General features: G+C 66.0%; 9 protein-coding genes and 2 pseudogenes. 6 read left to right on the plus strand and 5 right to left on the minus strand.

Annotated features, from left to right (window positions below; genetic code table 11):
• The 5 genes and pseudogenes from Q2M23_RS07210 to Q2M23_RS07230 form a co-directional block, all read left to right on the plus strand.
• Nucleotides 1-210, plus strand: a pseudogene (locus tag Q2M23_RS07210) (transposase); the annotation flags it as partial.
• 93 nt (nucleotides 211-303) lie between these two features.
• Nucleotides 304-879, plus strand: coding sequence for a GNAT family N-acetyltransferase (locus Q2M23_RS07215; protein WP_316395102.1), 576 nt, complete (start codon nucleotides 304-306; stop codon nucleotides 877-879).
• A 31-nt stretch (nucleotides 880-910) separates the two neighbouring features.
• Nucleotides 911-1985: pseudogene (locus tag Q2M23_RS07220) on the plus strand (helix-turn-helix domain-containing protein).
• Nucleotides 1986-2296: 311 nt separating this feature from the next.
• Nucleotides 2297-3733, plus strand: a complete 1437-nt coding sequence (locus tag Q2M23_RS07225) for a serine hydrolase (protein WP_316395104.1) — start codon at nucleotides 2297-2299, stop codon at nucleotides 3731-3733.
• A gap of 129 nt (nucleotides 3734-3862) precedes the next feature.
• Nucleotides 3863-4153 (plus strand): DUF1330 domain-containing protein, encoded by a 291-nt coding sequence (locus Q2M23_RS07230; protein WP_316395106.1) that lies wholly within the window; start codon nucleotides 3863-3865, stop codon nucleotides 4151-4153.
• 272 nt (nucleotides 4154-4425) lie between these two features.
• On the opposite strand, the gene Q2M23_RS07235 is transcribed toward Q2M23_RS07230, so the two are convergent.
• Nucleotides 4426-5796 carry an MmgE/PrpD family protein gene (locus tag Q2M23_RS07235; protein ID WP_057015325.1) on the minus strand — a complete coding sequence of 457 codons (1371 nt, stop codon included), beginning with the start codon at nucleotides 5794-5796 and terminating at the stop codon, nucleotides 4426-4428.
• 162 nt (nucleotides 5797-5958) lie between these two features.
• Between Q2M23_RS07235 and Q2M23_RS07240 the strand changes: the two genes are divergently transcribed.
• Nucleotides 5959-7098: an FUSC family protein gene (locus Q2M23_RS07240; protein WP_076824532.1), complete on the plus strand. Its 1140-nt coding sequence runs from the start codon at nucleotides 5959-5961 to the stop codon at nucleotides 7096-7098.
• 14 nt (nucleotides 7099-7112) lie between these two features.
• Here Q2M23_RS07240 and Q2M23_RS07245 read toward each other — a convergent pair whose 3' ends face one another.
• From Q2M23_RS07245 to gyrB, 4 genes are all read right to left on the minus strand, one after another.
• Nucleotides 7113-7586 carry a DUF2867 domain-containing protein gene (locus Q2M23_RS07245; RefSeq protein ID WP_076824534.1) on the minus strand — a complete coding sequence of 158 codons (474 nt, stop codon included), beginning with the start codon at nucleotides 7584-7586 and terminating at the stop codon, nucleotides 7113-7115.
• Entirely contained in the window at nucleotides 7583-8980 is a 1398-nt protein-coding gene (locus tag Q2M23_RS07250) for an MATE family efflux transporter (RefSeq protein ID WP_057015328.1), read from the minus strand. Before Q2M23_RS07250 ends, Q2M23_RS07245 begins: the two co-directional genes overlap by 4 nt.
• Nucleotides 8981-9037: 57 nt before the next feature.
• Complete coding sequence (murA, locus tag Q2M23_RS07255) at nucleotides 9038-10330, minus strand: UDP-N-acetylglucosamine 1-carboxyvinyltransferase (RefSeq protein ID WP_057015329.1); 1293 nt, start codon at nucleotides 10328-10330, stop codon at nucleotides 9038-9040.
• A gap of 164 nt (nucleotides 10331-10494) precedes the next feature.
• Nucleotides 10495-12930 carry a DNA topoisomerase (ATP-hydrolyzing) subunit B gene (gyrB, locus tag Q2M23_RS07260; RefSeq protein WP_057015330.1) on the minus strand — a complete coding sequence of 812 codons (2436 nt, stop codon included), beginning with the start codon at nucleotides 12928-12930 and terminating at the stop codon, nucleotides 10495-10497.
• Nucleotides 12931-12988: the final 58 nt, after the last annotated feature.

Consider the following 12988-nt stretch of genomic DNA (forward strand, 5'->3'; position numbering starts at 1 on the left):
ACGCTCAGGGCCATCAACAAAACCATGAAAGGTCGCACCGAGCTTCAGAAAAACCACCATCGCCCCAACACTCTTGCTTGGGCGGCATGGATCATCGCAAAACTCGGCGGATGGACCGGCTACGCCTCCCACCGTCCACCTGGACCAATCACCTTCCACACCGGAATGGCCCGCTTCCAAATCCTCGCAAATGGCCCGACAAACGTGTAGATGCACTAGTGCTTTCGCAGGGACGACGAATTACTTGTGGCTTGCACCTGCTCTCGATGGCAGCAAGTTCAAACTTGGAAACCGGAGACAGTCATGGTTTCTCTGATCAAGCCAGGCGCAAGTCTGCTGCAGGTCGACGGTCCCGTGATCGAGACCGCGCGGCTCATCCTGCGGCCGTGGCGCGCATCGGATATTACTGCGAACACGCGGATGCTGTCCGATCCCGAGACGGCGCGCTTCATCACGCCGGATCACCAGCCGGTCACGTCTGAGCTGAAGGGCTCGCGCAATGCCGCCGTCATCTCGGGCCACTGGGCGCTGCACGGCTTCGGCATGTTCGCGGTGGAGGAGAAATCTTCCAGCCGCTACATCGGCCGCGTCGGCCCGTATTATCCGCCGGAATGGCCCGGCTTCGAGGTCGGCTGGGGCATCGCCAAAGAGCATCGCGGCAAGGGCTATGCGGTGGAAGCGGCGCGTGCCGCGATCGACTTTGTGTTCGCGAACTTCACGGTCGACCGCATTATCCATTGCATCGATCCGGCCAACGCAGCTTCCCAGGCCGTGGCGCGGCGGCTAGGTGCCGTGAATGAGGGGCCGGGCCAGCTCGAGGGTGATGTCGTCGACATCTGGGGGACGTCGCGTCAACGCTGGCAGCGCGAGCCATCTTGAAAAACCACGTCCGACCGACGATTGTCCGGCGATGACATCGGCTGCTTCACATTGGCCTGCACTTGAACTCTGCCTGCGCAGCGCCAGCGTGGCGCTGCTGCTGGTGCTTGCCGCCTTGCTGCTGACTGATTTTCGTAAGGCGCTTTCCGGGCGCCTTGCGGCCGCTTTCGCGCTCGGTTCGGCCGCGCATGCGGTGACCGCGTCGATCGGTGCCGGGCCGCCGGTCTCGGACTGGCATGCGCCACTGATCGCGCTCTCGACCGGCGATATCGTGGTGTTCTGGCTGTTCACGCGCGCGCTGTTCGATGACGCGTTTCAGCTGCGCTGGTGGCACGGCCTGATCTGGGCCGCGGTCGTGGCCTACAGCTTCGTCAATTGCATGTGGATTGCACCCGCCGGTCACGCGCGGATCGCGATCATCATGGTCAATTCGCTCACGCTCGTCTTCGTTGCGCTCGCGGTGGCGCAAACCATCGGATCGTGGTCGGCGGATCTGGTCGAGCGTCGCCGACGTGTCCGCGTCTTCATCGTCGCCGCCTCTGCGCTGTACGGCGGAATGAACGCGCTGCTGCAGATTGCCTATGCCGGCAGCCGCGTGACCGTGGAATGGGCCAACCTGGTGAACGCGGCCGTGCTCACCGCCATCGTGGCCGCAATCACCTGGGCGATGATGCGCGTCGACGGCGCCGACCTGTTCACGGTGCCGGCGGAGGCCGTCGTGCCGACGAAGCCGGCCGCGGCCGAGGAGGCGGCCGACCGCAAGCTGATCGATGCCCTGATGCGGCTGATGGCGGACGAGCGGATCTACCGCCATGACAATCGTCACCATCGGCGCGCTGGCGACCCGGTTGAAAATCCCTGAATATCGTCTCCGACGGCTGATCAACCAGCGGCTCGGCTACCGCAACTTCAATGTCTTCTTGAACAACCACCGGATCGAGGAGGCCAAGGCGGCGCTCGCCGATCCCTCCCAAGCCGAAGTCCCGGTCATCACCATCGCCATGGACGCCGGCTTCCAGTCGCTCGGCCCCTTCAACCGCGCCTTCAAGGCGACGACCGGCGTGACCCCGACAGAGTACCGGAAGCTGAAGGCAAGCGCGGTGTAGATGTCCTGCTTGCGGCGGATACCGCTGCACCCTCTCCCCTTGTGGGAGAGGGTGGATTCGATGCGGTAGCATCGAAGCCGGGTGAGGGGTTTGTCTCCTCGGATAGAGAGAGACCCCTCATCCGTCGCGGACTTCGGCCGCGCCACCTAAGAGGCGTCGCGATTACAGGCCCTTGTAATCGCTGTAGAATTCCAGAATCGACCAGTCGCCTCCAATCCTCGACCAGCCCGATTTCCAAATCCGGCGAGCGCTCTCTCGTCCCCGGCGGCCCGATCCGGCCACGCGCCCGTTGCGCCATGCCGGAGGATCCCGTGACCCGTCGAAAGCTCTTTCTCATTCTCGCCGCCACCACCGCCTTCGGTGCGTTGGCGCTGTCCGCCGCCCGCGCCCGCGATGTGCCTGAGGTCGCGACCGGCTTTGTCGCCAACGTGATCTGCTCGGAGACCTTCGTCAGCGGGCTCGACCCCAGGCGAAACCTGACCGAGACCACTGACGCGATGCCGGGGGCCGGCCTGATCACTTGGGCGATGGACACCGAGGTCGACCTCGACCGCAAGGACGTCACCGTGACGCTGTTCGGGCTTGGCCGCAGCCATGCGGTCTATCGCGAGGGCATGGGCTGCACGCTCGAACATGACGAGACGCTGGGCGAGACTGCGTTGCCGCCTTTGAGGCCGCAGGCCGCGCTGCTGCCCGAGATCGCCGGCCCCGCGCTCGTCGCGCCGCAAACCCCGCAGCTTGCGGCTGCGCTCGACCGCGCCTTTGCCGAGCCGGCCGAGCCGGCCGAGCCGCCGTTCCGCCGCACCCGCGCTGTCGTCGTGATGAAGGACGGCCGCATCGTCGCCGAGCGCTACGCCGCCGGCGTTGGCACCGACACGCCGCTGCTCGGTTTCTCCGCGACCAAATCGGTGATCTCGGCGCTGATCGGAATCCTGGTGCGCGAGGGCAGGCTGACGCGCGACCAGCCGGTCCCAATCGCGGCCTGGCGGAATCCTGACGATCCGCGCCACGCGATCACGGTCGACGAGCTGTTGCGCCACACCGCGGGCCTCGCACTCGGCAGTTCGCTGCAGGCGTCGCTGGCATCCGTGCTCGAGCCGGTCAACCGCATGAAGTTCATGGAATCGGATATGGCCGCCTTCGCCGAGAGCGCTCCGCTGGAGAGCGCGCCCGGCCGGGTCTGGAACTATCACGACGGCAACTACCTGATCCTCTCGCACCTGATCCGCAACGCCGCCGGCGGGCATGCGACTGATGTGATGCGCTTCGCGCGTGAGGAGCTGTTCGGACCGCTCGGCATGCGCAATGTCGTGATGCAGTTCGATGCTGCGGGCACGCCGGAAGGATCGGGCGCGATGATGGCGAGCGCGCGCGACTGGGCGCGCTTGGGTCAGCTCTATCTCAATAACGGCGTGGCCGGCGGCAAGCGTATCCTGCCCGAGGGCTGGGTGAAATACTCGGCATCGCCGACGCCGAATGCCTTGGTCGGCTATGGCGCGGGCTTCTGGACCAATCTCGGCGACAGCTTTGGCGCTCGCTTCCGTGTCGAGCACGGCTGGCCGCGCGATGCCTTCTTCGCCAAGGGCACGATCGGGCAATATGTGATTATCGTGCCGTCGCAGCACCTCGTCATCGTCCGCCTCGGCCGCTCGCCGAACATGCCGCCCGAGGCGGACGGCGTGTTCGATCTGGTCCGTGACGTCGTCACAGCGACGTCTGCAAGTGCGCGGCTCGCGGGCGGCAATTGACCGGCATGTCACACAACACCCGCGCGATCGTGAATTGAATCTCGGCCTCCGGAATTTTCTGATGCTGTGGCGCATCTCGCGAGGAGGCGCGCCATAGTTTCTTGAAGCACGCGTCAACCGGAGACCATCATGCCGAAAGCCTACTGGATCGTGCACGTCACGGTTCACGATGAAGCGCGCTATCCCGAATATCTCGCCGCCGCGATGCCGGTGTTCGAAAAGTACGGCGCCAATTTCATCGTGCGCAACGGCCCCTATGACGTGATGGAAGGCGCAACGCGCCAGCGCAACTTCGTCATCGAATTCAGGGACCGCGCCACTGCGATGGAATGCTACACCTGCCCGGAATATCAGGCCGCGAAGGTGATCCGGCAGAAATATTCAGAGGGGGATTTTGTGATTATCGATGGAGCGGAGTAGGACGCGCCGTCATTCCAGGGCATGCGAAGCATGAGCCCGGAATCCATTTCGCCACGCGGGCGATGACACCGCGCTGTTTGACTTCTTGAATTACGACGCATCCCCGCCGTCGTCGTCCCGGCGAAGGCCGGGACCCATTACCCCAATGAGACTTGTTGCGCGACGCTGGGGCCACGATCCCCTTCATGATCAAATGCGGTGGTTATCGGTCCTGGCTTTCGCCAGGACGACAGCTGTGGGCGTGGCGTGCAGCCTGCGCCTCGACGGCCTGCTTACTGCCTTCCCAGCTGCGTCGCCTTCTCCACGCGATCGAAGCGCTCCAGCGTCAGGATGGCGTCGGCGAGCTGGTCGGCGCGCTTGTCGAGCACCGGGCGAGCCAGCGTCAGGAATTTCTGCTGCATCGCCTTTGCGTCGGGGAACGAGGTCGGCTCGCCGGAGGGATCGGCATAGAGGCGCTCATGGGTGCCGTCATCTGTCGTGATCGAGACGCGGGCGCCGAACGGATGGGTGCGGCCGACCTCGAGCCGGTCGTCCTGCACCACGTCGAACTTGTCGGCGAGCGCGTCGATGGCCTTGTCGCCCAGCCGGTCGTAATCGTCCCAGCCGAAATGGCCCTGGTCGAGCGCGATCGCGCCGGTGAAGAACATCGAGAACTGGCCGCCGACCACCGAGGTCGGGTGGCGCTTGGTGGCGGCGTCGCCGGTCAGCGTGATGCCGTTGCGGTGCAGACCGATTTCGACCTTCCTGATCTGGTCCGGCGTCAGATTGTGCTCGCGCCGCATCGCGATCAGCGCGTCGATCGCGGCGTGGGTGTAGCGGCAGCTCGGATACGGCTTCACGCCGATCTTCAGCGTCTCATAGGTGTGGCCCAAGTCCGCCACCGCCTTGTCCGGATGCGCATCGTCGCTGTAGCCGACCAGCAGGCCGTGCTTGCCTTCGACCGACTCGCTCGAGCCGATGAAGTCGTTGCGCGCCAGGGTCGCGGCGATCACGCCGTTCATCGCGGCGGCACCGACCTGGTAGCGCTTGTTCCAGGCGCCGTTGACCAAAAATTGCAGCGAGCCCGCGGCCTGGCTGCCGGAGACGCCGAACGCGGAAACGATCTGCTCCTTCGACAGGCCGAACAGCTTGGCCGCCGCCGCGGCAGCGCCATAGGTGCCGGCGGTCGCGGTCGGATGGAAGCCGCGGGCGTAATGCGAGGTCGGGTCGAGTGCGTTGCCGAGCCGGCAGCACACTTCATAGCCGGCGACGATCGCGGTCAGCACGTCGCGGCCGGAGGCGCCGACCATCTCGCCGACCGCAAACGCGGCGGGCACCACCGGTGCGCTCGGATGCAGCGAGGAATCGGCATGGGTGTCGTCGAAGTCGAGCGAATGGCCGAGCGCGCCGTTGAGCAGCGCCGCGACCGCCGGGGTCCAGGTCTTGGTGTCGCCGAATACGGTGGCCTCGCCCTTGCCGTCGAGCGCCAGCGCCTCCAGCATCTTCATCAGCGACGGCGTCGATTCCGCATCGCGCCGGGCGCGGATGGTGCTGCCGAGGAAATCCAGCGTCAAAACCTTGGCGCGCTCCAGCACCTCCGGCGGAATGTCGGAATATTTCAGGTCGGCGACATAGGCGGCGAGCGTTGCGGTTTCGTGGGCCATCGTGTTTCCTCAATTTTGCGGCGCAGGGTAGGCGGGCAGGTCAGGCCTTTCAAGCCACCTTGCCGCCGCGGGCAGCTGCCATGCTCCAGATCGGTTAGCTTCAGGTCGGTTAGCTTCAAGTCATGTAACACGGGCCTTTCCTTTGATTGCGGATCACGGTGCATGAGGACCTTCGCAAAACGCATGTTCGACCAGCTCTGGGCTCGCAAGACGCAGCTGGCGCTGGCGGTCCGGATCGCGTCCGCCGGCGTGGCGGCCTATACCATCGCGCTGGCGCTCAACCTGATGCTGCCGCTCTGGGCGGTGCTGACCTCGCTGATCGTGACCCAGATGAGCGTCGGCCGCTCGCTGAAGGCCAGCCGCGACTACATGCTCGGCACTATCGGCGGCGCCGTCTATGGCGGCGCGATCGCGGTGTTGATCCCGCATTCCGGCGAGGGCAGCCTGCTGGCGCTGCTGGTGCTGGCGATCGTGCCGCTGGCCTTCATCGCCGCGCTCAATCCGAGCCTGAACTCGGCGACGGTGACGGCGGTGATCGTGTTGCTGCTGCCGACGATGCATCACTCCAACCCGCTGGACTCCGCGATCGACCGCGTCCTCGAGGTGACGGTCGGCGCGCTCACCGGGCTTCTGATCTCGTTCCTGGTGCTGCCGTCGCGCGCGATCAGCCAGATCAGGGTCAACGGATCGAAGCTGCTGGAACTGCTGTCGGCGGCGTTCGCCGAATTGCTCGCCGGCCTGACCCGCGGCCTCGACAACGACGCGCTGCACCGGATCCAGGACGGCATCGGCACCGCGGTGACCAATCTGCACGCGACCGGCCTCGAGGCCGAGCGCGAGCGCTCCATGCATCTGTCATCAGGACCGGACACCGGCCCGTTGCTACGGACAATCCAGCGGCTGCGGCACGACGTCGTGATGATCGGGCGGGCCTGCGTGGTGCCGCTGCCGGCCGATATCCAGGCGAGGCTGGCGCGCCCATTGGCAGACGTCAGCAAGGCGATCGTGACTTACATGGTGGCGGTCGCGACCGCTCTGCGCGCCGGCAGCGGCCCGGCCGACATGGCGCCGGTCGATGCGGCGCTGCACGCCTATAGCGAGGAGGTCGCCGCGGTGCGCAGGGATGGCCTGATCCGCGGCCTGCCGGTCGATGCCGCCGAGCGCTTCTACGCGCTCGGCTTCTCGCTCGACCAGATGCGGCAGAATCTCAACGACCTCAAGCGCTGCCACGGCAATTGGTGCACCAACGCCGACGCCTCCGAGAAGATCGTCGCCGACACGCCGGAGAAGAGCGCGGCTTGAGATCGAGTACTACTTCAGCGTCCGGCCTTGCGCAGCATCGCGGGCACGATCAGGCGATGGAACGGCAGGATCACCGCGAGATAGGCGCGCCCGAACCAGTTGTGGGTGAGCACCAGCGTGGTCGCGGTAATGCTGCGCACAGCTCCCGCGGAGGCGACGTCGACGACGAGCCGGAAGTCGAGATGCTTGTCGTTGAATCCCGCGACCAGCCGCTCCGGCGTCTCGCTGACCACCGGAAAGATGCCGATCATATCGCGTGTCGCGCCGTCGGCTGCGCCCGAGGTTTTCAGGCCAAGCGGCGCGACGATGAAATTACGCAGGGCAAGCAGCCATTCGATCCAGCGCGGCTGCCGCGCCACCATCGCCTCGGCGGCGTGCCGCGCATCGAGGTCGGGGCGCGCGGTCGCGATGCGGAACGCGTCGACGAACTGCGCGCCGGCGAGCAGCGCGGCGGAATCCACGTTCGGCGTGACCTCGTCGACCCTCATTTGCCCAGTCTGCGTGCCAGCAGGCGGAAACGCAAGACAAGGAGGGTCGCATAGACCGCCGTCCCGAGCGACAGCCCGATCCAGACACCGGCGGCGTCGAGCTTGACCCAGAAGGCGAGCGCGGAGGCCGACGCGAAGCCGATCAGCCAATAGCTGATGACGGCAAACAGCAGCGGCACCTGGGTGTCGTTCATGCCGCGCAGCGCGCCCGCGGTGGTGGTCTGGATGCCGTCGGCGATGAAGAAGGTCGCGCCAATCAACAGCAGCGCCGCGGTGAGCTGCGCGGTGGTATCGGAGGCCTCGCCGAGGAACAGCGCCGCGATCTCGAAGCGGGCCAGGATCACCGCGAACGTCATGATGCTCATGAAGATGCCGCTGAGCGCGATCGCGACAAAGCCGGCGCGCTGCACCGCGTCGGTATCGCGGCGGCCGACGGCCTGACCGACCCGCACGGTAGCGGCCATGCTGACGCCGAACGGCACCATGAACAGGATCGCCGCGATCTGCAGCGCGATCTGGTGCGCGGCCAGCGCCGTGGTGCTGATCAGCCCCATCAGCAGGCCGGCCGCGCCGAACAGGCCGTACTCCAGCAGGAAAGCGATCGAGATCGGCGCGCCGACGGCGACCAGCTTGCCCATCAGCGGCCAGTCGATGCGCCAGACGCGGCTGAATACGTGGTACTTGCGGAACGGGCGGCGGCGCGCCGCGAACCACACGCCGGCAAGGAAGGTGCCGAGATTGACGATCGTGGTCGCAAGCCCGGCGCCGAACATGCCGAGTTCGGGCATGCCCCATTTGCCGTAGAGCAACAGGTAGACCATCAGCGCATTGGCCGGGATCGCCGCGAGCGTGATCCATAGCACCGGCTCCGGCCGGTTCACCGCGCTCATGAAGCCGCGGAGCGCGATGAACCACAGCGCCGGCAGGATGCCCCAGGCGAGACCGAACAGATATTGCTGCGCCAGATGCGCGGTGGCCTGGGTCTGGCCGAGCATAAGCAGGATGCGCTCGCCCTGGAACGGCAGCGCCATCAGCGGCAGCACCATGAAGAAGCCGGCCCACAGGCCGACGCGGAGCGCGCGCCGCATCACGCGCGGGTTGCGCGCGCCGAACGCCTGCGCGGCCAGGGGCGAGACCGCCGACATCATGCCCATGCCAATGGTGAAGCTGACGAAATACACGGTGTGCGCCAGCGCCGCGGCGGCGACGTTTTCGCTGCCGAGCCGGCCGATGAAGGCGAGATCGGTCGTCATCATCGCGATCTGCCCGAGCTGCGTCAGCGCGAGCGGCACCGCGAGCTTCAGCGTTTCCGCGAGCTCGGCCGTGAACAGGTTGCGAGGGACGACAACGGCCGCGTTCGGCGCGGCCGGGTCGATCTTGTCGATGCAGGTCATGACGGCACGCTTAGCACGGCAAACCGGCCGGAAGGATGGCCAAGCTGCCGCAGGGAATCACGATCGCGCGGGAATCCGCTTGATCTTGGCGCCGAGGGCGTTGAGCCGCTCATCGATCCGCTCATAGCCGCGCTCGATCTGGTCGGCGTTGTTGATTGTGGAGGTGCCCTCGGCACACACCGCGGCCAGCAGCATCGCCATACCGGCCCGGATGTCGGGCGAGTTCATCGGCGCGCCGCGCAGCCGGCTGGGGCCGGCGACGATCGCGCGGTGCGGGTCGCACAGCACGATGCGGCCACCCATCGCGATCAGGTTGTCGACGAAGAACATCCGGGATTCGAACATCTTCTCGTGCATCAGGATGACACCGTCGCACTGCGTCGCGGTGACGATCGCGATCGACATCAGGTCGGCCGGGAAGGCCGGCCAGGGCTGGTCCTCAAGCTTCGGCACATGGCCGCCGAAATCGTCCTGGATCTTCATGGTCTGGCCGGACGGTACGACGAGGTCGTCGCCCTCGACGCCGCAGACGATGCCGAGCCGCTCAAAACCCATCCGGATCGAGCGCAGATGCTCGACGCCGGCGCGCGCGATGCGCAGCGGCGAGCGGGTCACCGCGGCGAGCCCGATCAACGATCCGACCTCGATATGGTCGGGCTGGATCGCGAAAGTCGTGCTGCCGAGCGTTGTCGGCCCGTGCACGATGATGGTGTTGGTGCCGACGCCTTCGATCCTGGCGCCGAGCGCGATCAGGAAATTGGCGAGGTCCTGCACATGCGGCTCGGAGGCCGCGTTGCGCAGATAGGTGGTGCCGCGGGCGGCGACCGCGGCGACCAGCGCGTTCTCCGTCGCGGTGACGCTGGGCTCGTCGAGGAACACGTCGGCGCCCTTCAGCCGCGTGGCGCGGAATTCGAGCCGGTGCGTCGCGGTGACGGTGGCGCCGAGCTGCTCGAAGGCCAGGAAGTGCGTGTCGAGCCGGCGGCGGCCGATCACGTCGCCGCCGGGCGGCGGCAGCGCGACCTCGCCGCAGCGGGCGAGCAGCGGGCCTGCGAGCAGAATCGAGGCGCGAATGCGCGCGCACAGCGCCGGATCGAGATCGGCGGCGCGGATCTCCCTGGCATGAATCTGCAGGGTGTTGCGTTCGGTCCATTCGGCGGTGGCGCCGACCGAGCGGCACAATTCGACCAGCGTTTCGGTGTCGCGGATGCGCGGCACGTTGGTCAGCGTGACCGGGTGCTCGGTGAGCAGTGCCGCGGCGATGATCGGCAGCGCGGAGTTCTTGTTGCCCGACGGCTCGATGGTGCCCGAAAGGCGGCGGCCGCCTTCGACGATGTATTGGATCGGCGGCACGCGGAATGTCCCCTAACGCATCATTCAGACTGGGCCATTGGAAATTCCGCAACGGAATCAACGGCCGTCCGGCACCGTAACACAACTGGCGGCGCAGCTTCCACACGAAAGGTAGCGCCGCGACGGCGCCGAAAAGCGCACACCCGCTTGGCCGTGCGCGGAACCTAGATGTCGATGGTTGCGCTGAGCGAATTGTCCTGGATGAACTCGCGGCGCGGCTCGACCACGTCGCCCATCAGCTTGGTGAAGATATCGTCGGCCTCGTCGACCTCCTTGATCTTCACCTGCAGCAGCGAGCGCGCCTCGGTGTCCAGCGTGGTCTCCCAGAGCTGCTCCGGGTTCATCTCGCCGAGACCTTTGTAGCGCTGCAGCGAGATGCCCTTGCGGGCGGCGTCGGTCACCGCCTCGAACAGGTCGATCGGGCCGTGGATGATCTGCTCGGCATCCTTGCGCCGCAGCTTGCCCGCGCGCACGTAGATCTCTTGCAGTTCGGTCGCATACTCATCGAGCTTGCGGGCGTCGGCCGAGCCGAGAAAGGCGTCGTCGATCACGGCGAATTCCCTGACCCCGCGCACGGTGCGTTCGAACTGGAACCCCTGGCCCTCCGTGAAGGTGCCGATCCAGCCGCGCTCGACTTCTTCGGCCACGGCGTCCAGCCGCTTGGCGATGTATTCGGCCGCCGAATTAGCGGTGGCGATATCGCTCGTGATCCTGGGATTGAGCACGCCCGCGATCGCGGCCTGCTCGATGACGGCGCGATTATAGCGGCTATGCAGGTTGCGCAGCACCGAGCGGATGACCCGGGCGTCTTCGACCAGCGACAGCAGATCACGGCCCGAGCGGTCGTCGCCGGAGGCCGGCTTGAAGACGCATTCGTCGAGTCCGGTCGAGATCAGGTAGTCCTCGAGGGCGCGCTCGTCCTTCAGGTATTGCTCGGACTTGCCGCGCGAGACCTTATAGAGCGGCGGCTGTGCGATATAGAGATAACCGCCATCGATGATCGAGCGCATCTGACGATAGAAGAAGGTCAGCAGCAGCGTGCGGATATGGGCGCCGTCGACGTCGGCGTCGGTCATCACGATGATCTTGTGATAGCGCAGCTTGTCGACCGAGAAATCGTCGCTGATGCCGGTGCCGAGCGCGGTGATCAGCGTGCCGATCTGCTCGGACGACAGCATCTTGTCGGGACGGACGCGCTCGACATTGAGGATCTTGCCGCGCAGCGGCAGCACCGCCTGGAATTCGCGGTTACGGCCCTGCTTGGCGCTGCCGCCTGCCGAGTCGCCCTCGACGATGAACAGTTCGGATTTGGCCGGGTCCTTCTCCTGGCAGTCGGCGAGCTTGCCGGGCAGCGAGGAGACGCTGAGCGGATTCTTGCGGGTCAGCTCGCGGGCCTTGCGCGCAGCCTCGCGGGCCGCGGCGGCCTGGATCACCTTGCCGACGATCTCCTTGGCTTCCTTCGGATTCTCCTCGAACCAGGCGGCCAGCGCCTCGTTCAGGACGTTCTCGACCACCGGTCGAACCTCCGAGGACACCAGCTTGTCCTTGGTCTGCGACGAGAATTTCGGATCGGGCACCTTCACCGACAGCACCGCGGTGAGGCCTTCGCGGCAATCGTCGCCGGTCAGCGCGATCTTTTCCTTCTTCGCATTGGCCTCGGCATAGCCGTTGACCTGGCGCGTCAGCGCGCCGCGGAAGCCGGCCAGATGGGTGCCGCCGTCGCGCTGCGGGATGTTGTTGGTGAAGCACAGCACGTTCTCGTGGTAGCTGTCGTTCCACCACAGCGCCGCCTCGACGCCGATGCCGTTGGCTTCCGAACGCACCATGATCGGTGCCGGCACGATCGCCTTCTTGTTGCGGTCGAGATATTTGACGAATTCCTCGACGCCGCCGGAATAGTGCATCTCCTCGCGCTTCTCGACCGCGTGACGCATGTCGGAGAGCACGATGTTGACGCCGGAATTGAGGAAGGCGAGCTCGCGCAGCCGGTGCTCGAGCGTCGCGAAATCATATTCGATGTTCTTGAAGGTCTCGACCGAGGCGAGGAAGGTGACCTCGGTGCCGCGCTTGCCTGGGGCATCGCCGACCACTTTGAGCGGCGCCACGGCATCGCCGTGCGCGAATTCGATGTAGTGCTCCTTGTCGTCGCGCCAAATCCGCAGCGCGAGCTTGCTGGAGAGCGCGTTGACGACGGAGACGCCGACGCCGTGCAGGCCGCCGGAAACCTTGTAGGAGTTCTGGTCGAATTTTCCGCCGGCGTGCAGTTGGGTCATGATGACCTCGGCTGCCGAGACGCCCTCTTCCTTGTGGATGCCGACCGGTATGCCGCGTCCGTCGTCGTACACGGTGACGGAATTGTCGGCGTTGAGGGTGACCAGGACGCGGCTGGCATGGCCCGCCAGCGCCTCGTCGATGGCGTTGTCGACGACCTCGTAGACCATGTGGTGCAGGCCGGAACCGTCGTCGGTGTCGCCGATATACATGCCGGGGCGCTTGCGGACGGCGTCGAGGCCCTTCAGCACCCGGATCGATTCCGCGCCATATTCGGCCGGAACGGGATGCTCAGATTCGGCAGGGGTCTGCCGGGCAGGTTCAGTCATGTGAGGCCTTCGAGGATATCCGAATCAGCTGCGCAATATGAGGCGCTGATTCCGCTAT

The organism is Bradyrhizobium sp. 33ap4 (assembly GCF_032654765.1).
Lineage (GTDB): Bacteria > Pseudomonadota > Alphaproteobacteria > Rhizobiales > Xanthobacteraceae > Bradyrhizobium > Bradyrhizobium australafricanum.